21 protein-coding genes are annotated in these 25,182 nt (G+C 42.8%); 3 read left to right on the top strand and 18 right to left on the bottom strand.

Features of this window, described 5'->3' with window-relative positions:
* Positions 1 to 18: 18 nt before the first annotated feature.
* From MED222_RS06665 to MED222_RS06580, 18 genes are all read right to left on the bottom strand, one after another.
* Positions 19 to 4,233, bottom strand: coding sequence for a DUF6701 domain-containing protein (locus tag MED222_RS06665; protein ID WP_009847851.1), 4,215 nt, complete (start codon positions 4,231 to 4,233; stop codon positions 19 to 21).
* Positions 4,233 to 4,661, bottom strand: a complete 429-nt coding sequence (locus MED222_RS06660) for a hypothetical protein (protein WP_009847852.1) — start codon at positions 4,659 to 4,661, stop codon at positions 4,233 to 4,235. The genes MED222_RS06665 and MED222_RS06660 overlap by 1 nt, the downstream gene beginning before the upstream one ends.
* Positions 4,651 to 5,373, bottom strand: a complete 723-nt coding sequence (locus MED222_RS06655) for a PilW family protein (protein ID WP_009847853.1) — start codon at positions 5,371 to 5,373, stop codon at positions 4,651 to 4,653. Before MED222_RS06655 ends, MED222_RS06660 begins: the two co-directional genes overlap by 11 nt.
* Positions 5,373 to 5,924, bottom strand: a complete 552-nt coding sequence (locus MED222_RS06650) for a type IV pilus modification PilV family protein (RefSeq protein WP_083784122.1) — start codon at positions 5,922 to 5,924, stop codon at positions 5,373 to 5,375. Before MED222_RS06650 ends, MED222_RS06655 begins: the two co-directional genes overlap by 1 nt.
* Positions 5,915 to 6,466, bottom strand: a complete 552-nt coding sequence (locus tag MED222_RS06645; protein WP_009847855.1) for a prepilin-type N-terminal cleavage/methylation domain-containing protein — start codon at positions 6,464 to 6,466, stop codon at positions 5,915 to 5,917. The genes MED222_RS06650 and MED222_RS06645 overlap by 10 nt, the downstream gene beginning before the upstream one ends.
* A 139-nt stretch (positions 6,467 to 6,605) precedes the next feature.
* Positions 6,606 to 7,160: a type II secretion system protein gene (locus MED222_RS06640; RefSeq protein ID WP_009847856.1), complete on the bottom strand. Its 555-nt coding sequence runs from the start codon at positions 7,158 to 7,160 to the stop codon at positions 6,606 to 6,608.
* 34 nt (positions 7,161 to 7,194) lie between these two features.
* The gene (locus tag MED222_RS06635; protein WP_009847857.1) at positions 7,195 to 7,770 is read right to left on the bottom strand and encodes a prepilin-type N-terminal cleavage/methylation domain-containing protein; all 576 of its coding nucleotides are present in this window, start codon (positions 7,768 to 7,770) and stop codon (positions 7,195 to 7,197) included.
* A gap of 79 nt (positions 7,771 to 7,849) precedes the next feature.
* Positions 7,850 to 8,305, bottom strand: a complete 456-nt coding sequence (locus tag MED222_RS06630; protein ID WP_009847858.1) for a hypothetical protein — start codon at positions 8,303 to 8,305, stop codon at positions 7,850 to 7,852.
* A gap of 3 nt (positions 8,306 to 8,308) precedes the next feature.
* Positions 8,309 to 9,532 carry a type II secretion system F family protein gene (locus MED222_RS06625; protein WP_009847859.1) on the bottom strand — a complete coding sequence of 408 codons (1,224 nt, stop codon included), beginning with the start codon at positions 9,530 to 9,532 and terminating at the stop codon, positions 8,309 to 8,311.
* A gap of 12 nt (positions 9,533 to 9,544) precedes the next feature.
* Complete coding sequence (locus MED222_RS06620) at positions 9,545 to 11,269, bottom strand: GspE/PulE family protein (protein ID WP_009847860.1); 1,725 nt, start codon at positions 11,267 to 11,269, stop codon at positions 9,545 to 9,547.
* Positions 11,259 to 12,434 (bottom strand): tetratricopeptide repeat protein, encoded by a 1,176-nt coding sequence (locus MED222_RS06615; RefSeq protein ID WP_009847861.1) that lies wholly within the window; start codon positions 12,432 to 12,434, stop codon positions 11,259 to 11,261. Before MED222_RS06615 ends, MED222_RS06620 begins: the two co-directional genes overlap by 11 nt.
* A 2-nt stretch (positions 12,435 to 12,436) precedes the next feature.
* A complete protein-coding gene (locus MED222_RS06610; protein WP_009847862.1) occupies positions 12,437 to 13,276 on the bottom strand; it encodes an ExeA family protein in 840 nt (279 codons plus the stop codon).
* A gap of 56 nt (positions 13,277 to 13,332) precedes the next feature.
* The gene (mshL, locus tag MED222_RS06605) at positions 13,333 to 15,021 is read right to left on the bottom strand and encodes a pilus (MSHA type) biogenesis protein MshL (RefSeq protein ID WP_009847863.1); all 1,689 of its coding nucleotides are present in this window, start codon (positions 15,019 to 15,021) and stop codon (positions 13,333 to 13,335) included.
* Positions 15,022 to 15,036: 15 nt separating this feature from the next.
* Positions 15,037 to 15,369: a hypothetical protein gene (locus MED222_RS06600; RefSeq protein ID WP_009847864.1), complete on the bottom strand. Its 333-nt coding sequence runs from the start codon at positions 15,367 to 15,369 to the stop codon at positions 15,037 to 15,039.
* Positions 15,362 to 16,009, bottom strand: coding sequence for a type 4a pilus biogenesis protein PilO (pilO, locus tag MED222_RS06595; RefSeq protein WP_009847865.1), 648 nt, complete (start codon positions 16,007 to 16,009; stop codon positions 15,362 to 15,364). The genes MED222_RS06600 and pilO overlap by 8 nt, the downstream gene beginning before the upstream one ends.
* Positions 16,009 to 17,451 (bottom strand): MSHA biogenesis protein MshI, encoded by a 1,443-nt coding sequence (locus tag MED222_RS06590; protein ID WP_009847866.1) that lies wholly within the window; start codon positions 17,449 to 17,451, stop codon positions 16,009 to 16,011. The genes pilO and MED222_RS06590 overlap by 1 nt, the downstream gene beginning before the upstream one ends.
* A gap of 2 nt (positions 17,452 to 17,453) precedes the next feature.
* Positions 17,454 to 19,469, bottom strand: a complete 2,016-nt coding sequence (gene csrD / locus MED222_RS06585; protein WP_009847867.1) for an RNase E specificity factor CsrD — start codon at positions 19,467 to 19,469, stop codon at positions 17,454 to 17,456.
* A gap of 161 nt (positions 19,470 to 19,630) precedes the next feature.
* A complete protein-coding gene (locus MED222_RS06580) occupies positions 19,631 to 20,188 on the bottom strand; it encodes a single-stranded DNA-binding protein (protein ID WP_009847868.1) in 558 nt (185 codons plus the stop codon).
* A gap of 278 nt (positions 20,189 to 20,466) precedes the next feature.
* Between MED222_RS06580 and MED222_RS06575 the strand changes: the two genes are divergently transcribed.
* From MED222_RS06575 to uvrA, 3 genes are all read left to right on the top strand, one after another.
* A complete protein-coding gene (locus MED222_RS06575; RefSeq protein WP_009847869.1) occupies positions 20,467 to 21,114 on the top strand; it encodes a LuxR C-terminal-related transcriptional regulator in 648 nt (215 codons plus the stop codon).
* Positions 21,115 to 21,268: 154 nt separating this feature from the next.
* Positions 21,269 to 22,141 carry a UTP--glucose-1-phosphate uridylyltransferase GalU gene (gene galU, locus MED222_RS06570; RefSeq protein ID WP_009847870.1) on the top strand — a complete coding sequence of 291 codons (873 nt, stop codon included), beginning with the start codon at positions 21,269 to 21,271 and terminating at the stop codon, positions 22,139 to 22,141.
* A gap of 197 nt (positions 22,142 to 22,338) precedes the next feature.
* The gene (gene uvrA / locus MED222_RS06565) at positions 22,339 to 25,170 is read left to right on the top strand and encodes an excinuclease ABC subunit UvrA (protein WP_009847871.1); all 2,832 of its coding nucleotides are present in this window, start codon (positions 22,339 to 22,341) and stop codon (positions 25,168 to 25,170) included.
* Positions 25,171 to 25,182: the final 12 nt, after the last annotated feature.

The raw sequence follows: 25,182 nt of genomic DNA on the forward strand, positions 1-25,182 counted from the left end.
AACAGCCAAAAAATCATATTATTGCTGACCTATTAAGCCACTTTCACCTCGGTAGATCACACGATCGTTCCCGCGATGGATACCAAAGGTGACTACTGTTGATGGGTTTTCTTCATCAATACCATCTTGGTCCCAATCAAACATTAGCCAAGGCATATTATTATTTATGGAGTCAAGCTGTTGCCAAATTTGCACTTGCTCCCTAGTTACAGCATTAGGGGCTTGCTGTGCTGTAAAGTTGTTCGACACTCCATTATTCACATCAGCAGCTCCCGTTAATGTCGCCGTAGTCGCTCCCCCAACAGGCCATATAACCGTAGGGTTTCCATCCATTTCAGCATCGATATCAGTAAAACTATCAAATACATTGTTAATAAAAGCACCGTTTGTCCAATACTGAACTTGAAGAGGAACGGTAATCGAACTACCTTCAACCCCACCTACATCACTCAAATTCACACGACCAAAAACCACATTGGGTTGGCTATCAGGCAGTCGTTGTGTTGTCATGCCTGAAGGATCGGTTGGTTGTGTTTTGAATTGCACAGGATCTGAAAGTGTTGCTGTAAAAATATTCAAAGAGACATCTCGAATTGGCCCCCCATCAAAATTAAAAGGACCATCAGGCGAAAAGTCAGCCTGCTTCTGCCATGATATATCGTTGTTATTGATCGCCCCTCGACTACCTCGATAAGTTAAATTCAAGCGATTACCGTTGAGTAAACGCCCTTCATCTAACTCAAAAAAAGCTTGCTGAATAGTGTTAAAACTTCCGTAATTCTGAGTTTCGTTCCCCAACGCACTGTAAGCCTCAACGTCAACGGAGACATTATCAAACTCTTGATTCATGTAAGCAAAAGCTTGCCCTGCAGGGTTTCCCCACACATTATTCAACGTATTAAAGTAATCAGGATAAAAGCGGCCAATGACTTGGTGATCTTTTTGTATATCACGACCAAGATAAATAGCACTACTAATAAACTCGATAGCGCCAACTTCGCTCCAAGTATGAACGAGAGTATTCAGTACTTGGTTGGTACTAAATGAAGGAATCACATTAGGAGTCACAGCCCCTGGTTGGGGGTTTAATGATGGAGCTGGGTAAACCACCTTAAAATCTAAATCTAAGGGACCACTATCAAGTGAATAATTACTTGTCACTGGGTAGGCACACTCATCAGTGATGCCTAATGCTGAATCTGGATGAATGATTGGTTTATAGTCAACAATGAAATCTGTTCCTGCTGATATAAAGCCACCTCCTGTTTCCCCACCAGCAGGGTTAAACGAAGATCCTGAACGAACATTACATATTGCTATTTTCCAAGGGCGAGCCTTCAAGGTAATTTGACCTTTCAACGTACCGCCATCGCTAGGGCAGTTCGCGACTGTCGGGGGTTGAGTTGAACACCTAAAGCTCTTATCTTCAAGTGTGACAACTAACTCGCCTGAGTTATCAAATTGAATAGCAACATCCTCAACCACCCCTTTAGAGAAGTTAAAATCGCCACTGCCAAGGCTACCGCCACCACTTCCGGGCTTTTGAAGCACGTATCCAAGATCGTTCACATCTAACTTTTCCGCATAATTCATCACAATCGGCGTTGGTGATGCATTATTACTACAAGCCAAGACTCGAACATCAATATCTTCTGCTTTTCCGGCAATGACCTCTAGCGGCTGATTGTTCCATGTAGAACTAGCACTCGGCTTAATATCAAACCGATAAGGTACAAAGCTAATGTCTTTTTGGTCTTGGATAGTCGTTCCATTAACTGATGCAGTCGCAAGCACATCACCGTATTTATTACCACTTCGACCATCAATATCAAAAACAAACCTCTTGTTTTGGCTATCAAAAGAGCCACCGCTAAAAGTTACCTCAGGTGCACTTATAGATACCGTCTCCCCATTGACATCGCTCATTGGCTGACTGTTTTCATCATAAGGCACGACATACACCTCAGCCTTGTCATCACAAGTTAAGTGATAGTTGTTTGGTTTGATCTCTATATATTTTATCGTTGGGCTAGGAGGCGTGTAACATCCTGCTATTGACTTAGCCCTTATGAAGCTAGTGTCTGACGACCTAAATGAAACTCTAGGAGCGGTAATTGCTCCTGTCATTTGAAAACGAGCGACACCATTAATATCGAAACCAGCACTGATAGCCTCTGGCGATACATACACATTCGCATTCAAACGGATATCAGAACCACCTAAAGGCCAAAAAGATGAAAAACGGCCATGACCAATAAACGTAAAGTCATTGTGATCATAGCTAGAATCACTCTGCTCATCTATTCCTGCATTAATATATATACGACTTTTATGAGACAAATTTATATGGTTGTAGTGAATAACAACTGGACCATCACCTTTAACCTTAATGTAAGAATCGTTATGATTAAAATTGATGGTGTCAATCCAATACTCTCCAGCGGGAAAAACAACTGTGCTCGTATTTGCGCTAAAAGATAATGAAGTATAATTAAATTGAGTCGCCTCAGTCGTCTGATTATTGCCAGCCGCTATCAACACACCGCCCGAAGGGTTAAAAGCAGTAGTATCCGGAACACCTAACGGAAATAAGTTCTTAGCCGAACTCACCGTACAACTTCCGCCACTATTCTGCCCGTCTTTATAAACACAAGCTCCAAGACCAGACACTCTAGAAGAAGTAAAACCTAATGCTTCTGATTTGGAAATTTGATCGAGATAGATATTATTTCCAGTACCACTTCCTGAAGATATATCCAGTTGTCCATCCCATGGAGTCCATTCTCCGGGATTTGCACCTGGCAAATAACGGTTTGATTGCAACATTTCAGGAAAGTAATCACATTTTTGAATAGGGGGTTTTGGCCTTACTTCTTCAAATGCAAAGAACCCAACTCTTTCATATGTCTGATGCGAGCGATTTGAAGCGTCTTCTTCTAGCATAAATGTAAAATAATCCGGATTCGATAGTTCACATAACCTTAACCACCCTCCATCCGATCCACTTCGAGTTTGCTTTTGAATAATCACACCAAAGTCTTGGAACGACTGGCCATGGAACACCTGATTATCAATACAAGACTGCGCTAATGAAGCGCTTTGATTGTATGAACTACTGGGTTTATTAAAAACAAAACGAATACCACCTGAAGTTTGCCCAGAAAACTCAGGTGCCGCCATATACCCTACAGTTCTGCGTCTATAGCTTGTAGGAGTTGGTACATTTTGCCGGCCAAACTCTAAGGCCAGCCGAAAATTCGAGGTTCCAACATTTTTGTGTGCGGTAGTTACCCAAAAATCCTTACCGCTATCGGGCTGAACTTGAGAAAAGACAATAGGAGCCGCAGAGAAACGTTGAGAGTATGTTTCTCGTTTCCAGCCTTCCCTCCTTGTATCGCCTGCCGTTTGGAAGTGGTTCAACTCAACTTTACTTACACGTATTATTTTCCCTGGCTGAGATTCATCTAGTATTACGTCCCCAACCTCTGCGGCAAAATAATAGATCGGATCCATTAAGTTAGGGTCCGAGCTTAAAGGGAAGCGCTGTTTCACTTCGACCCGATCTTTAGTCACAGATGTGACGAACATTGCCGATGGATTATCATTTAGATTATAAGAAGACATCAATATAACGACAGGCGTCGTTTTAAAATCTTCATCAAAATCAAAGCTACACGTATACCCATTACAAGAGCTAGCGTCTACCTCTCCAAATTCAAATAGCGGTTTAGAACGTGGTACCAAGGGCTGGCAATCTTTTTCCGATATACAGTATTGGGAACTACTAGTGAAACTATCACCAATCAGTGTAATGGTAACAAATGGGTCGAATTTATCGGCGCCAGTGGCATAAGATAAATCAAAGTTATTAATAACTTTTTTCTGAGTACCATCTACTGAGTAGGTTAATTTTCCACTTATCCATCTAGCGTTATAATTAGAAGTACGCTCAAACTTAACCTGAAATTGTCGAAGGATGTCATCATCTTCATAATCTTCGTCAAAGATTTGCTGATAATAATCATCAAAATCATCATCATCTGTCCATAACGGGAAATATTGGCTATTCGCTAATCGAATTCGATTCGACCCGTCAGACTCAAGAGAAAAAGTGATACAAAAACCATTGCGAGCATCTACAGAAGAGCCATTAGCTAGACAAGTGGAAGCATACGAAAACGATGATATGCCGAGAGAAAACAACAAAAACAATGATAAAAATAGTACTCTCATTATCTCACCCACACATCTTGACTACGTTGCATTAAATTCACACCCGTTCCGCACATTGCGACCGCTCTTACCGTGTATAACTGAGAACTATCGACAAGTTGACCACCTGTTGGTGAGCACGTTATTTGAACATCTGCACATGTAATTGTCGTTGCGAAGTTCATTGCTGTTCCATTCAAGTTTGTACACTCTGCAGCCACATCAAATGAAACCGTTGTGTTGGCTCTAGGTGGATATATCTGCATTAAGGCTCGCTCTATTGCCGAATGAGCTAAAAGATGGGCTTGAGTACCAATCACATCTTTTGTATGTGCGTCATTATTGGACCACTCTATGCGGCTTAAGGTTGTAGCAAGAAACCCCATCACCACCAATACAAAAATAACGACAATATACAGGCTTCCGACTTGTCTTTTTTTAAGGAACATTGATCACCTGTATGTCTTGCTGGAAATTGGTCAGTTCATCCCCGACTTGGTTTCTAAATTCAAACTCAAGATGGACGATACCATTACGCTGAACATTTGCGGGTTGATAGTCTAAATCCCCAGTCACTCCCGTATCCGAAATTGGGATTAGCGCGCCATTACCTTCACTTCTCCATACTCGGCCATTCACAATGCAATAGGTGACGCGGCCATTAGGATTGTAAATATAATGTCGATTTGAAACCGAATTACCCACAAGGTTTACAGACTCATTAGCAAGCAAGAAAGTATTATTGGTTGCAGTTACAGTAGCTAAGGGGAAAATATTATTGGTCGGCGCCGCCTCTGTAGGGTTTATCACTAAAGATAATGGGGTTAGCGCAGCTGTCGTCAGTGTATTATCAGCCGTAACAAATTGAATATCATCGCCCGACACCGCATAAATCCCAGAGGTAACGATAGGGAAAAATGAAACACAGCGAGCTCCCGGGACGACAGCATTCTGATTGAACATATTCGGTACAGCATGACGCACTTCACGAGTGATTTTTTCCAAGACAAACTTGGCTTGAGTTTGTAAACGCTGCCTATCTACGGTGTCCGCATAGCCACGCGCACCCAATTCAACAAACCCAGCAATGCCTACAACTAAAATGCTACCAACAATCATGGTGATAATCATTTCAATAAGAGTGAAACCTTGCCTTCTCATTAGTAATTCCCTCGATAGGCATCCAGCACGATAGGAGGATAATTTGAGGCCGAGATCGTTAGGTTGATTCTTTTCAGTTGATCGACCATTTGGTACGTCACATCAACATCTAGGCGGTAGTTTCTGTAGGTTGTTGCGCCATTTTCATCCAGTAATAGATTAAGGTCTCGACACCCGTTAGTTGCACCGGGTTCCCAACACCCATCATAGTCATCGACATCATTGTATAGAGCAATGTCAGCCTCTTCTGGGCCAAAGTTAGCCTCAGCAGTGCAATTCACACCAGACGCCCCCTCACCGCATCTAAATTCCCCACCATCAAAATCACTATTCTCGTCGAACCCTCGAGCAAGAATCATCGACATCACGCTTTGCCCTAGCGCGGCTGAACGAGTCTGATAATGAGGATCACCAGATCGACTAACCTGAGGCGCTAAAAAGTTTATGATGGTCATCATCGCGAGCCCCATAATCACAATCACAATCACACTTTCAATTAATGTAAAACCACGTTCTTTTACAGGTGATTTATGAATACTATTCATGAGCACACCCCATTTTCGACATAACCTTGCGCGTTAATTTCCACACGGCAGGTATTCACATTTGAAGTAATCGTAATCACCACACCAGCTGCAACGTTAACGACAACGCCTGCAGGTGTTTCACCTGTTGTAGGGTTACCTAATAAATCAAAGTTAACTAGAGATAGAGGAATAGCGGGAGTGGTATCAGATGCAGCCGTTAAGTTAGCTCCGTTGAGCATAACCCAATCACTCCGCGCTTGGCTTCGCGCGGTACAGCTCACTTCCGAGCCGATACAATTCCCAACGATAGCGAGAATAAAATTGCTCTCTCCAACGACGGCCCCAAGGTCCACATTGGACTGCATACGATTCACTTGAACTTGGCGGACAACAGAAGTTACTTGCTCTTGAGCTGCAAAGGCAGAAAAGCGATCCCTTCCAGAAAGACGGCTAGCAGCGTAGGCAGAGACAATCGCGATCAACAAGATCACAATGATTAACTCGACTAAAGTAAAACCTTGTTGCTGAAATCCGATGTTTCTGTATGTTCTATTGAATTGATTCACCGAAATCCAATCCGCTAAATATTTGATAGTTTGAAGATTAAGTGTAACTCAGGGAAAGGAAGTTGTCTTTGTCGCTTACCTGAATTTCAGATAGAAAAAAGACCAGCAATGCTGGCCTTGATATCCTCTAATAATACTATTAACAGCCATCCGCACCAGTAGTGACAACATCAACAAATGCTGGTGTTGTGGCATTGGCAGCTTCAACATAAATGACAAAACAGCCATTGTTATTCGCAGGTGTAGTTGCATCGTATACAAAACCATTGTTCGCTTGTACTGGGTCAGTCCCCGCAAATGAATAAGCGACAGCGTCTGGAACAACGCCAGTTTCCGTCACATTCACTACAACCCAATCGGTACCAGGTAAACCAACTACAGCAGTTTCAATACCAGCCGGAACACCTGCGATATCAGCAGAAGTTGGATAACCAAAGTTAATAGCCACACCATCTGTTGTTTGTGGCGTTGTTGCCAGAGCTGTTTTAGGTTGACCTTCACGACCATCTACTGCTGCACGGCCATAAACGATACCCGTCGCACCTGCCATTGCGCCACGCAGGCCTTGCATAGATGATGTACGGGCATCACCTTGTAAGTTAAGAAAACGAGGTGCTGCAGTAACTGCAAGAATACCTAGAATAACAATTACCACCACTAGTTCTATTAGGGTGAAACCGCTTTGTTTTTTCATAGTCTTTTCTCTCTATGTATATTTAAACGCAGGTTTACTGCAGTGTTACGGTCACACGACCAGTTCTAATCTCGTAAACGAATTGATGCTGAGTACCGCCTTCCAATTGAATGTAAGTGCAGTAGTCATTGCTGTTATCCGCTTGCGCTGAATATTTGTAATTCGAACCATTTGCCACATTGGTTAATGTTCCAACCTTAGGAGGGTTCTGAAGTAGATTTTCCATTAAATCGACACACGAAGCATCGGTCACATCATTAGACGGAGCTGAAGCTGAATTGGTGTTTATAGACCATGGGTAGCCGTCTCTAAAATTAGTACTTCCATTGCTACTTGTTGATCTGGTTAGCCAAAAATCAACACCATCGTAATTTACAGTATTGTATGTTTCAACACCAATTCTTTCTGATGGACGAGCTTCTGCTTCCCATTGCGCTCTTGCTGAAAGTACTCCTGTCGCAAAACCACCCGCGACACCTTCAATACTGGCTTTCTTGGCTTCGTCTGTCACATCCAAGAAACGGGGTAAAGCTGCAACAGCTAATAAACCCACAACAACAATCACTATGACTAACTCAACTAGGGAGAAACCCTTTTGATTTTTAAGCACTTTCTACCTACTCATCTAATTGCTAATGCGCATTATACATTTGAATATGCATAAAACCATAAAAACAGCGTCAATACGTTCACAAGGCCAATATATTGACTTTGACACTAAATCTTTCTTTTTTGAGTAATATATCTATCTGATACTTATCACTATAATGATAACGGCAATGAAAATGAATGTTATCACTTTTGTCTTCAATGTTTGGAGAGCTGAGACCTAAAATACGCCCCTTAGGATATAATTGCTCCAACCAATAACCGCAATTTCGAGCCGAGTCTTGAATTGGCATAACCCACCCCGTTCTGCTGTAAGTCTTTGGCGGTTTCGCATCATTCTTTTGCTCCACACCAGATAACAAATACTGCTGTTTGAACAAATTCGCTTGCTCAAGAATTCGCTTGCTCGCAACGATTAATGCCGTGTTCGTTGCTTCTTCTTCTACTGTTTTCCATACAGAAAGCAATCCCATAACGAGAAAAAGAATAACCGTAACCCAAATAACAAAACGTGAGCGCTGTAGGTTATTCAGCATCCCCTAACCTTTGATTGCATCCAGCATTCCCCACATTGGCAAGAAAATACCCAGAGCTAAAACCAGCACCATTCCCGCAACGATCGTCAACAGAATAGGTTCAATTCTAGCGGTTAACGTTTTTAGATCGTAATCAACCTCTCGGTCGTAAAAATCCGCAACTTCAAGCAGCAACTCATCAATACGACCCGTTTCTTCACCCACAGAAATCATTTGTATCACGAGTGGTGTGAAAATCTCGCTGTTAATCGCGGTAGAAGAAACGGTACTTCCCGCTTCTATTGCCGATTTCATACCTTGAACACGAAGTTCTAAAAAACGATTGTCCAAAGCTTCAGCCGATAGCGATAACGATTGGTTAAGCGGTACACCTGCTTTTAGCATCAAAGCAAAAGTACGTGAGAAGCGCGACAATAGAGCTCGATTGACCACCCCACCAATCACTGGCATTTTTAAGCGCAGCCGATCCCACTTTTCCCACCCTTTATCTGTCTTAACCCATGCTTTAAAAGCAAAAACAAGACCAAAGATTAATCCAAGCATTAACCCCCAGTAATTAACAAAGAACTCAGACATTCCCATTAAAATACGAGTTGGAAGTGGTAAGTCGACCCCAAAACGCGCGAACATACTCGAAAACTGAGGAATCACGAATATATTCAAGACAAACATAGCGATTGTAATAAAAGTAATCACGAACGTTGGGTAACGCATTGCCGTTTTGATTCGCTTTCGAGTTTCAACCTCTTGTTCGTAGTATCCAGCCAGTTGTAACAATGCCTGATCTAAACGACCTGTATTCTCACCAACACTGATCATCGATACAAACAATGAACTAAATACCTTAGGGTGCATTTGCATCGACGCCGCTAACCCACGACCGTTTGTGAGTTCAGCGACCACTTCTTCAAGTGCTACTTTCAGTTGCTTATTTTCACAATGTTGAGTTAACCCTTTCATCGATCTTAATAGCGGAACACCCGCCTTAGTTAAACTATACAACTGTCGGCAAAACAGAACCAACACCTCTAAAGGCACATTCGGGGAGAACAGACTGGATACATCCATATCCAGGATTGAACCGCCACTTTTTCCAAGTTTAATCGAAGTTGGAATGATCCCTTTACTCATCAAACTGTCAGCAGCAAGATCTTCGTTATTTGCATCCAACTGGCCTGTCACTTGACTGCCATCAGAACTGCGACCTACATAACGATAAGTTGGCATATCACTCTACCCCTACAGATAAATTGGATCAGTGGCACCAGAAGCATCGCCTTCGCCAAGGTTCATTACCTCATCAAAGCTCACAACCCCCTGTATGGCCAATTCCATCGCAGAAGCTAACAGCGGTTTGTAATTTTCAGACTGCCTTGCCGTTTGAGCAAAAACAACGGCATCATTGGCTCTAAGCGCATCCATCATAGGCTGATCGAGCTCCAACATTTCAAACACACCAATACGACCACTGTAGCCTGTCAAATTACAATTTTGACAACCACGCCCTTTCATAAATGGCGTACCTCGCTGGTTTGGGAAACGAACACTCAACCATTGCTTACGCGCTTCATCCAGCTCATCATCAACCTTGCAATCAGTACATACCTTACGAACTAACCGCTGTGCGACCACGGCTCGAACAGCACTTGCTACCAGATAACCCGGAGCCCCCATGTCCATCATACGCAGTGCACTGTCTACTGCATCGTTGGTATGCAGAGTACTTAACACTAAGTGACCAGTAAGTGCCGCTCTCAAACCAATTTCAACGGTTTCGTGATCTCGCATCTCACCAATAAGAATGATATCCGGATCCTGACGTAGGAAGGTTCTCAAAATCGTTGAGAAATTGAGGTTAATCTTAGGGTTTACCTGAACCTGATTCACACGAGGAAGACGGTATTCTACAGGGTCTTCAGCGGTAATGATCTTTTTACCCGGTTCGTTTAATTCACTTAACGCACCGTATAGAGTCGTTGTTTTACCTGAGCCCGTAGGCCCGGTTACGAGAATCATGCCATGTGGGCGGCGTAATTGATGACGAAGACGAACGAGCAAATCACTCGGAATGCCTGACAACTCCAATTTACGTAGGCCAGCCGATTGATTAAGCAAACGCATAACCACTGACTCACCGTGCTGTACTGGCATAGTCGACATACGAATATCGACCGATTGACCTTTAACGCGAATATTAAAGCGACCATCTTGAGGCAGTCGTTTCTCTGAAATGTCGAGGTTAGCCATCAGCTTCAAACGCAAAACCAGTGCAGAAGCAATATTCACTTCATTCAACAACGTTTCATGCAGGACACCATCAATACGCTGACGTAAACGTAATACGTTTGAATCTGGTTCAATATGAATATCAGACGCACCAACTTGAATAGCATCTTCAAACAGCGAGTTTACTAGCTTAACGACCGTAACTTCGTCGCTGTCTTCTTCAGCGATATCAAAGTCAAAGGCTTCATTAACTTTATGCTCAGCATGAAGCTGCTCAGCAAATGAGGCAATCTCTTTGGTTCTTCGGTAATAACGGTCGAAACCATCAACTAATTGTCTCTCTTGTGCGACGACAAATTCGAGTGCGTAGTCGCCTAGTTGACTCAGCAAAGATTCTTGGGCAAACAGATCAGCAGGATCACTCATTGCAACACGTAATGTGTCACCTTGACGCCCAATGACCAAAGCTCGAAGGCGGCGAGCATGAACCTCAGGTAAAAGCTGCACAGCTTCGACGTCAACATTAGCTCGGCTAATATCAATAAGAGGAATAGCAAGCTGTTGCGACAAGAAACTGAGCATTTGCTGCTCTGATAAAAAGCCAAGCTCGATCAGTGCATCACCAAGCTTGCGGCCTGTCCTTTTTTGAGCGGCCAGAGCTTGTTCAACTTGATCTTCAGTAATGATGCCCTCTTCTACGAGCAAATCACCGAGCCTTTTTCTTAATCTAATTTGCATCGCCACTCTCCTCTAAAGCATTGAGTATTTTTAAACGATCACGTACAAAGCCTTGCGACTGAGATGAGATCCCAACTCTAACCAATGCTCCTTGGTATGATTGCTTTGCAGCCATGAAATCAAGCTGACGTTCTTGCTGAATCGCTAAACCTAACCACCAGCGAGCATTATCTGAATCGACCTCAGTCAATTTTTGGTAGCTCTCTAGCGCAATATCTTCTTGCTGAGACTTTTGACTTAATGCAGCGCGCATTGCTAAGTAGTCTTGAGTTGGACTAGGTGGTAAGTGTATTAATGGGCTCAAAGCAGCTTCCGCTTGATTGGCTTTCACAAGTAGCTTCGATAAACCTAGGCGCAGTTTTTCACTGTTGATATTGAGTTTGATACCCGACTGAAATAACTCATACGCTTTGCGAGTATCACCTTTACCAAAATAGAGAATTGCTAGTTTCTGACGGACATCTTCATTTCTTGGATCATAACGAAGCGCTTCGTTATAACCTTTCAACGCACCAGAAAGGTCATTGGCATCAAGAGCTTTCTGAGCTCGGCCTTGAGCATTAATAGAAAGTTGTTCAGGCGTTAATTCTACCTGCTCAATCAACATTCCATTACTTTCTAAATCGCCAGACGTTTCAGGTTGATTTGATACTGGTGTGGGATCTTTTTTAGCCACGCTAGCAACAAGCATTGGCTTTGCTACTTTTGCTTTAGGTGTGCTTTGAGATTTAGGTATAGCTTGAGATTCAGGGTTTACTTTAGGCTTTGTAACTGACTGAGTTGATGCAGCAATGACTGAATCCGATTTAGATTGAGTACTTTTTAGTATTACCGTGTTGTTAGCCGAAATGTTCGCTGAATCTAGCGTCACTAACTTCTTAGTCGGCGAGGACACAGGTTGAGTAATGGCCGCTTCAGGACTACCCTCTGAATTGCCTTCTGAAGTATCAATAACGGAAACTTGTATATCTCGAGTTGATATTGAGTTATCGACAGCAGGGCCTTGTGATATAGCCCAGCCCCCCATGGCCAAGCTAAGGGTAAAACCTGCGACCACCCAAACCAATGGAGAGCGTGTTTTTACTTTAGGTACCACCGCAGCTTCAATCGATGCTGTTGACTCTTTTTTTGCCAATTCAGACAAGGCGTTATTAATGACGCTCATAATTAGTTCCAACCCCACAGCATTGGCGTTTTAAATTTAGGTTTACACACATCGTATGTTTCATGCATTGCAGCAAAGAGATGTTGGTTTTCTATATTTTTCTTATCTTCACTAAAAGCAAGCAACAAAGCTTTATGACACAACTGGTTAATCAACCTTGGGATCCCCAAAGAAGAGCGCCAGATCGCTTTTTTATGGCTCAGGCTAAAGGGAGCATATTTGCCACCAGATTTAGCGATCCGGTTATCAATGTAAGCCACTGTTTCATCGAGAGTCAGTGGCCTCAGTGTCGAACTAAATGTGATTCTTTGACGAAATTGCCTTAGATGATAAGCCTCTAATCGAGCATCCAATTCCGGCTGCCCTAATAGAACAATTTGCAGCAGCTTTTTATCTTCAGTTTCTAAGTTACCAAACAACCTTAAGGTCTCTAGAGCTTCATCTGACAAAGCCTGAGCCTCATCAAGAATCGCAACCACTCGTAAGCCTGAGTTATGCAATTCAATAAGTTTATGTTGAATGTTATCCACTAAGGTGGCTTCATTATCGGTAATCAAACCAAGCTCTTTAGCCACGGCTTGTCGTAAGTCAGCCCCAGATAGCACTGGGTTAGGCAGGTAGATTAAAGCAGTACAATCATTGAGATGATTGACCAACATTCGGCACACCATGGTTTTGCCTGTGCCGACCTCCCCTGTAACCTTAACTACCCCCTCGCCCATTTCTAACGCCGAAATGACCGTTTGAATTGCCTCAAAATGAGGTGCTAAACCATAAAAAAAATCGGTATTCGGCGTTAAGGTAAATGGTAACTGTTCAAAATCAAAATGAACTTGATACATAAGACGACCTAGCTTAGTAATTCACTACCAATCTGCATTGATAAAGTGAGTGGTTACTATTCATCAGGGAACCATTCTTGTAAAAGATCTCGAGAACGCTCCATTTCTGATTGCCAAGTATTTACACCTACAACCGTTGGCTTTAATAGAATAACAAGTTCAGTTTTTTGAGTTAGTTGACTGGTATTACGGAACAAATGACCGAGTGCCGGGATATCACCAAGAAATGGAACTTTTGAAGTCATGTCACTGGTGTTTGATTTCATCAATCCGCCAATAACAACCACATCACCATCTTGCGCTCGAATCACGGAGTCAGACTCACGAATAGAGCTTTTAGCCAACGGCAGCGTCACAACACCAGTTGTTGAGCCAAGATTAAGCTCTTTCACTTCCTCTTCCACCTCAATCACTGCGGGGTGAACATGCAGGAACACATTTCCTTTATCATCGATCTGCGGCGTCACATCCAAAGAAATACCGGAGAAGAACGGGGTTAGCTCAACTTCAGGGGCAACATTCGCGTTATCACCACTACCGACCGAACTTGATAAATTCGTCACGAAATATTTATCTATACCCACTTTTATAACAGCTTTCTGGTTATTAGCTGCTGTCACTCTTGGGCTAGATAACACATTCAAGTCACCCTGTGTATCCATAAAACTCAATACAGCTTCAAAGCTACCTCCGGAAACAACGAGGTTAGATTGACCACCTAAAGCGGTACCGATTGGGTCCATGCCTGGTAGTTTGCCTGGGATGATCGTACCAGCTGCATTTTTAACGATAGAACCCATACCTAGCGTGTAGTTAGTACCGTTCGACGAAAACATCTTGGTCCAGTTAATGCCTTGTTGATAGCCGTCACTAAGTGTCACTTCCATAATTTTGGCTTCCAAGATAACTTGGCGCTGCAGACGTTTCTGAGAAATACCAAGGAACTCACGAACCTCTCGGATTTCATCGGGGTAAGCACGTACCGTAATCACACTCGCTTGTGGCGTAACCACAACGCTTTGCCCATCACCAGAACCAATTAAGTGAGCGACTGCCGCTTCAAGCTGCGGCCAAAAATCACTTTCAGATATCGTTTCAATCTCCGTACCACCGTTAGATGTGGAGCTAGACGAATTAGAGTTCGAGTTCGAGTTCGAGTTCGATGAGTTTGAATTAGACGAATTAGAATTCGAGTTAGATGAGTTCGAGTTAGAGTTAGAGTCTGAAGTGGAAATTGTTCCAGTAGTAATCGTCGTTAAAGAACGACCAGAACGCTTTACTTGCAAGTAATCCACTGGAATCGTGACTGTACGCAGGCCAGCAGGGTAAATTTGAATGACCTTGCCACGCTTTTCAATATCGTAACCATACATATCCTGAGCAACAGCCAGTACTTCATCTAACGTCACGTCTGTTAGATTTAGAGTGAGTTTTCCAGCAACGCTTGGATGAATCGCGGCACTGTACTCAGTACCTTTCACTAGGCTTGCAAAAAAGGTTCTCGCTTCAACACCTTTTGCTTGAATACGAAAGCGCTTGACGGTTTCCACACTCGGAGACATAGAGTCCGAACTTAGCTGAGGCATAAGGTCATCTTGTACCGACGAAGGTAAGTCATGAAGTGCTTTACTATTCGCTTCATTAATAGATTCGTTTAAAGACTCTTTTATCTCAACAGGATCTCTATGCCCCATCGAACAGCCGACTAAAGATGACACTAGAATTGCTACTACAAGTTTACGCATGTCTTCACTCTAACCTTAATTATTCTTAACATCTAAAGAGAACATCTCTAATTTCCACTGCTTAGAGCTTCTCTGCAGAGTGACGTACTCTGGATCTATGTTCTTAACTCGGTACCCTCTGATCGTTTCTCCTTGTTCGAGAATCTGACCATTCATAATCGCATAACAAGGTGTATCGCCCTTGCAAACAATGCTCTCTAGGGACGGTAAACGATATTGAACTGGCGCCTTTTTAGCTGATGCTGATTTCTGTTGGGGCGAAAGCCAACCTAATGGCGCTGTTGGGTCTTGTTCTGCCCATACCACTGAACTACCAAACAGCAAAGATAACACTAGAGTTCTAACCACCAATAAACTCCTGTCTGGTACCTAGGGTGTAAACCTCGAACACAAGTCGAGCTTTGGGATATTCTTCTACTGAATACTCAAACGTGCGCCAATAATAGCTCACAGGAAGTGACTCAAGTGCTTGAAGATAAATTGAAATATCGAAGTAGCTACCCGTCAACTCCATTCTAACAGGATGGAGAAAGTACTTTGAATTGTCACTGTTCTCTTGATTGTCCGAAATAGCTTCTGGTTGTAACGATTCTAAAGACTCAAGCTTCAGTCCATTACCTGCATTAAGAACGCTCTCTAATAACTGCGCCATTTGAGAAGGCGTAACCAACCTATCAACGATTTCAGCGAGCTCAAATGATAGCTCTTGGCTCTCAACCAATAGTTTTTTTAACTCAAGATCAATTTCTTTATCTGGGTCTTTGTTCAACTTGGCTTGTAGAACAAGTAATTCACCTTGTTGTTTCTGATTTGACTGCGTAAGGCTCATCGACTTCACATTCTTTTCTTGTAAATCAAGATATGCAGGTTCAATCAATAAGGTAAATACAAGCATGGATAAGCCCACTAGACCACACACGAAAAGTAGCCATTTCTCTCTCAGGCTTAATGCAAGGAACTTATCGCTAAGCTGGTTCCACAGTTGCATTATTCACTCTCCCTATGAGTACTTAACTCAAACGTCACCACATCTTGCTCATTTCGACCTATCTTTATCTTTTCAAAGGTACGTCCGACTAAATTAAGTTCATTCTTAAATTGACCAACCCAATTTGGAACTACACTTGCATCACGGGCAAAACCATTAAGCTCTAAGGTATCGTGAGTCATGTATATATGCGAAAGCGAGATGTCATTTCGGCCTAATTGAGCGAAGGAGTTCATGACGCCAGAATACCCGACTTGCTGAGATTCATCGAATTGACCGACCGCCTTCAACGCCTCTTTTTTCGCTTGCGTCTCACTAGTGAGACGAGCAACCGCAGCTACCTTGTTTGGAGACGGTTTATGTTGAATTAACTGACTGTTTAATTGGTTAACTTCTTGGTTAAGCTGATTCAAGTCATATTGTAAAGCTGCTAGCTCTTCATCCAAATTCGATGCTTGATACTGCATTACACTATAACTGCCAAGCAACAAGGTACACACAAGCCCCCAAACCATAACCACATTCACTAGAGTGAAATACTCTTTTTTAGGCTTAAGGTGCTCAGGGTAGAGATTAACGTTAAAAATATTCTTTTCAGCCGCGAGCGTAACTAACCATTTCTCTGAATTTTCGCGTTCACCTTCAACAAGCAAAGAAACGGTCGAACTCAATGTGCTATTTAACACACTCTGTAATTCAGCTTCATCTTCATCATCACAGCAGATTTTTAACTGATGAAGTTGAGTGCCTTTAATTTGAGAAGACAGGTAATCAATCGATCGTTGGAGTTCTAAAGCTAGACCATCCAACTGCAATGCACTTGATGCGGTACCAGTTAAGGGGGGGACAACACTGCGGATTGTTCTTTGGAAGCAAACCGTGTTTTCAACAAATGCACCAAGCTTAAAATGTGAGTTGGGGCTGCGTTGTAAAAGAATGAAATTAGAGAGCTCACCAGCACTGTAGCCCCAAACTTCATCTTCGGGAGCAATACCTTTAAGATCAACTTGTGCTGAATTAGTAATGCTTACAAGCTTGTCCAATAGCTTTTTAGGCAAAACATACACTTGTAGCTTATTCGAGGTCGGTAGCGCTACCGCACTCGCTGTAATCTCAGTCACCCTTTCAGAGATCAGATCTTTCAATAGAAAAGGCAATGCAACCGACCATTCACTCTGTGGAATGTCCGGTTTATCAATTTGATAAGTTTGGTAGTAGTTAGCACAAACAATTAGCTGAAGGCAATCACTGGTAAGCGACTCACTGCTCAACAATTTTTTCAGCGCACTTTCCCAGTCACCGTTAACCACAGGGAAACTGGTGACTTGAGGTTTTGACTCAGTCGATGAAATATAAACGGTATCATTACCCAAAAGGACAATTTGAGAACTACCGTTATTATTCGTTGGCTTTATTTTGTCTAAAATCGCTTTAAAATTCATGCTTAACTATTACTCTTACGCCATCGATTTCTTCGACCGACTTTTACAACGGATTCAGCTTTCACTGTCTTCTTCCCTTGAGTAGGCAAGGGAATGATTTGTTGTTCTTCGTCGAAATATCTCCCTTGATAACCGTTAATGCCTAACTCTATCAAGGTATTCTTTTCTTGCTTTGTCTCAACTCCGACCGCGATCACTTCAGTTGGAGAATCACCGCATGCTCCAATCAGACTTCGAACAAACAGTTGGTTTTCATGCCTTTGATCGATTTTCTTTACCAAACTTCGATGAAGCTTAATATAGTCAACCTTCAAATCCTTTATATAATGAGTACTAACAATGGTTCGCCCAGCTTGGCCAACCACCACTTTACACCCTAACCCTCGTAACATCTTCGCCACTGGTCGCATATAATCAAGGTGAGTAATTAGATGGCCTTCTGAAAACTCAAAAGCAAGCTGAGAACGATGCTGAGCAGAGAGCTGTAACAACTCACTTCTGAACCATTTAAAATGTGATTTATTTGCAAACGGAGTGACACTCAAGTTCACCGAATAATTGACAGGCTGTGTTGATACTTTCAGCGACTTAAACAAAACCGTCAAAACCGATTGATCCATTTGAGCTTGATAACCGACTTGTTCTACCGCAGACATAAAACGAGAAGATTTCAATAGACCTTTGTCTGGTTCTTGAATTCTAATGAATATTTCTTTATGCAATTCATTAACTTGACCGGAATCCGGCATAAGATAACACCGCTGAGCAAAGATTACTAAATTTTCAGGTAGTAGGGCTTTATCAAGTAATGTTCTCCAGCGAACACTGCCTCTGTCTATCTCACTTTTATTTTCTTTTGGGTAACGGCTCCAGTTATTAATGCGCTCTAACTGAGCGCTCTTTAACGCTGTTTCCGTTTCATCCATGATTTGGCTATGGCGTTCACCTTCGACATACATTGTCACGCCAATATGGCACCAGTTATCTGACTCCAAAGGCTCCGGCGGAGTCAATTTATCTAATTGCCTTAAACATTGAGCAGCCAACGTCGCAATATCCTTTGTTCCTTGATGCGGAATAAACACGGCAAAGTCTGCTTCGTAATAGCGAGAAAAAATGACATCGGGATAACGCTGAACAATATTCGACAATACTTCACCAACTTCAATAATAAATCCGTCGGTGAGCTGCTTGTCATTGGAATCTCGAACTTGTTCCCACTCGTCGATACGTATCAGTAAAACGCCTCCACGAGCGCCACTTTCATGCAGTACAGATTCAAGTTTGTTATCAAATAGTACTCGGTTGGCTGTACCAGTGAGCTTATCTAGAAAAGTATGGGTGCGGATAAAAGTATCAAAGCGACTTCGCTCTTGGCGTGCATCTTTCAACTCTTCAATCAGTACATCAAGCGCTTCACTTGCCGTATATGGCCATTCTCGCTCGTCCCCTTTTGAATGAGCCTCTACCTGCCCAGCAAGGATCATTCTCCCTCGCTCTTCCAAAATCTCTGAGCCCATTAACTGTTCTTTTAACCAACGAACACCACGAGCCAAACAAAAAAGGATCAATGCCACCGCCAAAGTAATCGACCACATAGCTTCAATCGAGTAGTTGTAACCAATATAAGGGGGGAGTGCTTTAAATTCGATTTGATAGCCTTCATTTCGATCTAAAATGAAGCTTCTTTCATAGAGACGGTTTGGATCAATTTGTGGGGAGGTATCTTTAAATCGGTAAACGATACCGGTTTTGTTTGAAAGCTTCATCTCAACGATATTGCTTGCCTGCAACATCTTCGGCATCCAACGTTGCATTGAATACGCAGCATCTGGATCTTCCATCTCTTTATCTACGACGTCGACAATGCCAACCAAATAATGATCTAAATATTCCTGTCCTATACGCTTAAAGGAGAGTGTGCCACCAATAAAAAGGATGAACATCGCACTGATCACTATCACGGTGACAAATGCGACCAATCGAGTGCTCAATTTTAGTGTCGGGGTATATCTCATGAATAACGAAATCCTTTTCAACTCACATTATACCGTATTGCTACTTATACTATAAATTGACGTTGTAAATAAAGCGTTAAGAATTGTAGGTAACAAAAAGCCGCGATGAACGCGGCTTCTTCCAATTTAATACTGCTTTTATAATATATTAAAAACAGTGCTTAAAATGGGATGTCATCATCAAAATCCATCGGCGGCTCATTATATTGAGGTTGAGCCTGCTGAGGAGCTTGTTGAGGTGCTTTCGGCTGCTGTTGAGCTGGCGCACTGTATTGTTGCTGCTGTTGTTGTGGCTGCTGTGGTTGCCCCCAACTACCTTGCTGTTGGTTGTTACCCATACCACCTTGGGCAGGAGCACCGCCTTGAGCACGACCGCCAAGCATTTGCATTACACCGTTGAAGCCTTGAACAACGACTTCTGTTGTGTAGCGATCTTGACCGCTTTGATCTTGCCATTTACGCGTTTGAAGTTGACCTTCAATGTAAACTTGGGAACCTTTACGTAGGTACTCACCAGCAACTTCCGCCAGCTTGCCAAACAGAGCAACACGGTGCCATTCTGTTTTTTCGCGCTGTTCGCCAGTTGCTTTGTCACGCCATGACTCTGACGTTGCAATGGTAATGTTCGCTACTGCACCGCCATTTGGCATGTAACGAATTTCAGGGTCATTACCTAGGTTACCCACTAATATAACTTTGTTAACTCCACGGCTAGCCATGATTTGCTCCGTCTAAATTCATAGTCTCAGAAAATTTTAGCGCACAAGAATAGCATGCTTTTCTGCAGTGATAAATCGCATTCCTATTCTCTCCTCACGACAAAGATTAAAAACGTAACAAATCATGATATTCAGAGCGATGTTGCTTTTTCCTCCACTTACAAACCACTCATTTACTTTGAGAGTTGATATTCAACGCAAGTCACATAAAAGGTGCTAGAGAAGTAAAAATGTGCATGACAACGTGAAATCTCATTAAATATAAACAGGACGTTTCAATGAGAAAATCTCGATACGCTCGCACTTTACACTTTCTGTGCATCGATCCGAGTGACACTTACCTACACGTAAAAGAAATCGAAAAACACTTATCCATTATTCTCTACAAAATGACACCAAGTGAATTGATGCTAGTTGATAGAAAGCAGAGCAATCGCATCTTACTCGTTGATTACAAAGAGGTACCACAGCTATTGGCTATTTGTCCTAACCTACCCGTGATGTGGAAGAATCATGAGATAATTTTATTCAATGTTCCTCTGCAACTTCCTACCTCAGAACTGCTGACCTATGGGGTATTAAAAGGACTCTTTTACAACACAGATCAAAAGGACAAGATTGCTCGTGGTCTTCAAGAAGTGATCGATGGTGATAATTGGTTACCAAGGAAGGTGACTAATCAACTTCTGTTTTATTATCGTAACATGGTCAATACCAATACGACCCCAACCAATGTTGATTTAACTATTCGTGAAATCCAAGTCATTCGCTGCCTTCAATCAGGATCATCAAATACTCAAATAGCCGATGACCTTTTCATTAGCGAATTCACGGTCAAATCCCACCTCTATCAAATATTCCGTAAGTTAGCGGTGAAAAATAGAGTCCAAGCTATTGCATGGGCAAACCAAAACTTGCTTGCATAACCGCTTCGCCTCTAATCTGACAATAATAATGAGGGAAGCTCGAGTAATCATAGGTATTGTTGCTGAATTTTCGACATAACATATGCTAGAGTTGCCCTCAGAAATATCAACAAATCAGTTGAATCAATAATTATTATAGATAAAGGGTCTTATCATGATCAAAAAGTGCCTTTTCCCGGCAGCTGGCTACGGTACACGCTTCCTACCAGCAACTAAATCAATGCCTAAAGAAATGATGCCTGTTGTCAACAAACCTCTGATTGAATACGGCGTTGAAGAAGCCATCGAAGCAGGTATGGATGGTATGTGCATTGTTACAGGCCGTGGTAAGCACTCATTGATGGATCACTTTGATAAGAACTACGAGCTTGAGCACCAAATTAGCGGTACCAATAAAGAAGACTTGCTAATCAATATTCGTGAGACGATTGAAGCAGCAAACTTCACCTACATTCGTCAACGCGAAATGAAAGGTCTAGGTCATGCTATCTTGACGGGGCGTGAGCTTGTGGGTGATGAACCGTTCGCGGTTGTGCTTGCTGATGACCTTTGTGTGAACGAACAGCAAGGTGTACTGACTCAAATGGTTGCATTATACAAGCAATTCCGCTGTTCAATTGTGGCAGTACAAGAAGTTCCTGAAGAAGAGACTCACAAATACGGTGTTATCTCTGGCGAGATGATCAAAGATGACCTGTTCCGTGTCGATGACATGGTAGAAAAGCCAGAGCCAGGCACTGCTCCAAGCAACCTAGCGATCATTGGCCGTTATATCCTGACCCCAGATATCTTTGAGCTTATCGAGCAGACTGAACCAGGCAAAGGCGGTGAGATCCAGATCACTGATGCATTGCTGAAACAAGCAAAAGCAGGCTGTGTATTGGCTTACAAATTTAAAGGCCAACGTTTTGACTGCGGTAGTGTTGAAGGCTACATCGAAGCAACAAATTACTGCTTTGAAAACCTATATAAAAAAGATCAACAACAAATCGAGCTAGGTAAGCACTCAACCACAAAAGAAGCTTAATCGCTAATTTTGGCTTACTCACTGTTTAGCTATTTAATTAATAGCAATGAGCGGTTGGTTAACAGCACATTAAATGATTCCAAGGGTGACTCAAAAGAGTCGCCCTTTTTTATTACTGTTTTTTTATCCAGTAAAACTTTGCACAAATCTCACTCTATGTAATACTTTAGCCACTTAAAATTACATGGTCTGTTGAGATGGATAAAATAGAAATTAGAGGCGCTCGTACGCATAACCTCAAAGACATTAACCTAACCATACCTCGTGATAAGCTGACGGTTATCACTGGATTATCAGGTTCAGGAAAGTCGTCACTTGCGTTTGATACCCTCTACGCAGAAGGTCAACGTCGTTATGTTGAGTCTTTGTCGGCCTACGCTCGTCAATTTCTATCTCTCATGGAAAAACCCGATGTCGACCACATCGAAGGTTTATCTCCAGCCATCTCCATAGAACAAAAATCGACTTCACATAACCCTCGCTCAACCGTCGGTACTATTACTGAAGTCTATGACTATCTTAGATTACTGTACGCGCGAGTTGGTGAGCCGCGCTGTCCTGATCACAATACCCCTCTTGCAGCACAAACCATCAGCCAAATGGTCGATAAAGTCTTAGAGCTACCGGCTGGTTCAAAGATGATGCTGTTGGCTCCAATAGTCAAAGAACGTAAAGGTGAGCACGTTAAAACGCTTGAGAACCTAGCGGCTCAAGGCTTTATTCGTGCCCGTATTGATGGTGAGACCTGTGATCTGTCCGATCCTCCCACATTGGAGCTGCACAAGAAGCACACCATTGAAGTTGTCGTTGATCGCTTTAAGGTTCGCCCAGATCTTCAACAGCGTTTAGCTGAATCGTTTGAGACAACATTAGAGCTCTCTGGTGGCATCGCCGTAGTCGGTTGGATGGATGATAAAGAACAAGAAGAGATCGTGTTCTCTGCAAACTTCGCTTGTCCAAAATGTGGCTACAGCATGCAAGAACTTGAGCCTCGCCTATTCTCATTCAACAATCCTGCTGGTGCATGTGGTACTTGTGATGGACTTGGTGTTCAACAATATTTTGACCCAAGTCGAGTAATTTTAGATGAGAACCTAAGCATTGCAGAAGGTGCGATAAAAGGCTGGGATCAGAAAAATTATTACTATTTCCAAATGCTGACATCGCTATCAGACCATTATGGTTTTGACCTTTATGCTCCGTTCAACTCTTTACCAAAGAAAACTCAAGAGATCATCCTCAAGGGCTCTGGTAGAACTGAAGTTGAATTCAAATACATCAATGATCGTGGTGATATCCGAGTCAAGCGTCACCCCTTTGAAGGTATTTTAAATACGCTGGAACGCCGTTACCGCGACACTGAATCTAGCGCGGTGCGTGAAGATCTTGCCAAGTACATATCAACGAAGTCATGCTCTAGCTGTGATGGTACGCGTTTAAGATTAGAAGCAAGAAACGTCTTTATTGGCGATACCACACTGCCAGAAATCGTTCAGCTCAGCATTGCTGACGCACTACAATTTTTCCAAGAGTTGAAGTTAGACGGCCAGCGTAGACAAATTGCTGATAAAGTGATGAAAGAGATCAATGATCGTCTGCATTTTTTGGTGAACGTTGGTTTGAATTACCTGAACCTATCACGCAGTGCAGAAACACTGTCAGGTGGTGAAGCGCAAAGAATTCGTCTAGCAAGTCAAATTGGGGCCGGTTTAGTTGGCGTTATGTATGTGCTGGATGAACCATCGATTGGCCTCCACCAGCGTGATAATGAACGTCTACTGCAAACTCTGGTTCACCTAAGAGACTTAGGAAATACCGTACTTGTTGTTGAGCATGACGAAGATGCGATTCGTTGCGCTGACCATGTTATCGATATAGGCCCAGGCGCAGGTGTTCATGGTGGTCACGTGGTCGCTGAAGGCACCATGCAAGACATCATCGAAAATCCGAATTCTTTAACTGGGCAATACCTCAGCGGCGCCAAAGAAATTGCGATCCCCAAACAAAGAACGCCTATCGATAAGAAAAAGGTCGTCGAGATCGTTGGCGCGACTGGGAACAACCTAAAGAATGTCACTGCGACAATCCCTGTAGGCTTGTTCAGCTGTATTACTGGTGTATCGGGATCCGGTAAATCAACACTCATCAATGACACCTTCTTTAAAGTCGCCCACACTCAATTGAACGGTGCAACAACTGCAGTTCCGGCGCAGCACAAAAAGATTAAAGGCTTAGAGCATTTCGACAAAGTAATCGATATTGATCAAAGCCCTATCGGTCGAACACCAAGATCGAATCCTGCAACCTACACTGGTATTTTCACTCCAATTCGAGAGTTATTTGCAGGTACACAAGAATCACGATCTCGTGGCTACAAGCCAGGTCGATTCAGTTTTAACGTTCGTGGTGGTCGTTGTGAAGCGTGTCAGGGAGACGGTGTCATCAAAGTAGAGATGCATTTCTTGCCAGATGTGTATGTACCGTGCGATGTGTGTAAAGGTAAGCGTTATAACCGTGAAACGCTAGAGGTCCGCTACAAGGGGAAAACCATTGACGAAGTTCTAGAGATGACTGTCGAAGATGCTCGAGAATACTTCAACCCTGTTCCTGTTATTGCTCGTAAGCTGCAAACCTTAATGGATGTTGGCCTTTCCTACATTCGCCTCGGACAAGCAGCGACAACCTTATCTGGTGGTGAAGCCCAACGTGTTAAATTGGCACGTGAGCTGTCGAAACGAGATACAGGTAAAACCTTATACATTCTCGACGAGCCAACAACAGGGCTTCACTTCCACGATATTCAACAGCTATTAACGGTACTGCATAGATTACGTGATCACGGCAATACGGTTGTCGTGATTGAGCATAACCTAGACGTCGTCAAAACCGCGGACTGGATCCTAGATCTTGGCCCTGAAGGTGGTCAAGGAGGCGGTGAAATTGTTGCAGAAGGTACTCCTGAAGATGTGGCGTTAGTCGAAGGTTCGCATACGGCTCGCTTCCTTAAACCTATGTTAAATTTGAAGTAGGTGTAAAATAGC

Origin of the sequence: Vibrio sp. MED222 (assembly GCF_000153005.1) — a bacterium.
GTDB classification, from domain to species: Bacteria; Pseudomonadota; Gammaproteobacteria; order Enterobacterales; family Vibrionaceae; genus Vibrio; species Vibrio tasmaniensis_A.

Excerpts from the sequence above, each read along its gene's own strand:
- MED222_RS06665 (WP_009847851.1), bottom strand. The coding sequence starts at position 4,233 with ATGAGAGTACTATTTTTATCATTGTTTTTGTTGTTTTCTCTCGGCATA.
- MED222_RS06660 (WP_009847852.1), bottom strand. The coding sequence starts at position 4,661 with ATGTTCCTTAAAAAAAGACAAGTCGGAAGCCTGTATATTGTCGTTATT.
- MED222_RS06655 (WP_009847853.1), bottom strand. The coding sequence starts at position 5,373 with ATGAGAAGGCAAGGTTTCACTCTTATTGAAATGATTATCACCATGATT.
- MED222_RS06640 (WP_009847856.1), bottom strand. The coding sequence starts at position 7,160 with ATGAAAAAACAAAGCGGTTTCACCCTAATAGAACTAGTGGTGGTAATT.
- MED222_RS06630 (WP_009847858.1), bottom strand. The coding sequence starts at position 8,305 with ATGCTGAATAACCTACAGCGCTCACGTTTTGTTATTTGGGTTACGGTT.
- MED222_RS06625 (WP_009847859.1), bottom strand. The coding sequence starts at position 9,532 with ATGCCAACTTATCGTTATGTAGGTCGCAGTTCTGATGGCAGTCAAGTG.
- MED222_RS06620 (WP_009847860.1), bottom strand. The coding sequence starts at position 11,269 with ATGCAAATTAGATTAAGAAAAAGGCTCGGTGATTTGCTCGTAGAAGAG.
- MED222_RS06615 (WP_009847861.1), bottom strand. The coding sequence starts at position 12,434 with ATGAGCGTCATTAATAACGCCTTGTCTGAATTGGCAAAAAAAGAGTCA.
- MED222_RS06610 (WP_009847862.1), bottom strand. The coding sequence starts at position 13,276 with ATGTATCAAGTTCATTTTGATTTTGAACAGTTACCATTTACCTTAACG.
- mshL (WP_009847863.1), bottom strand. The coding sequence starts at position 15,021 with ATGCGTAAACTTGTAGTAGCAATTCTAGTGTCATCTTTAGTCGGCTGT.
- pilO (WP_009847865.1), bottom strand. The coding sequence starts at position 16,009 with ATGCAACTGTGGAACCAGCTTAGCGATAAGTTCCTTGCATTAAGCCTG.
- MED222_RS06590 (WP_009847866.1), bottom strand. The coding sequence starts at position 17,451 with ATGAATTTTAAAGCGATTTTAGACAAAATAAAGCCAACGAATAATAAC.
- csrD (WP_009847867.1), bottom strand. The coding sequence starts at position 19,469 with ATGAGATATACCCCGACACTAAAATTGAGCACTCGATTGGTCGCATTT.
- MED222_RS06580 (WP_009847868.1), bottom strand. The coding sequence starts at position 20,188 with ATGGCTAGCCGTGGAGTTAACAAAGTTATATTAGTGGGTAACCTAGGT.
- MED222_RS06575 (WP_009847869.1), top strand. The coding sequence starts at position 20,467 with ATGAGAAAATCTCGATACGCTCGCACTTTACACTTTCTGTGCATCGAT.
- galU (WP_009847870.1), top strand. The coding sequence starts at position 21,269 with ATGATCAAAAAGTGCCTTTTCCCGGCAGCTGGCTACGGTACACGCTTC.
- uvrA (WP_009847871.1), top strand. The coding sequence starts at position 22,339 with ATGGATAAAATAGAAATTAGAGGCGCTCGTACGCATAACCTCAAAGAC.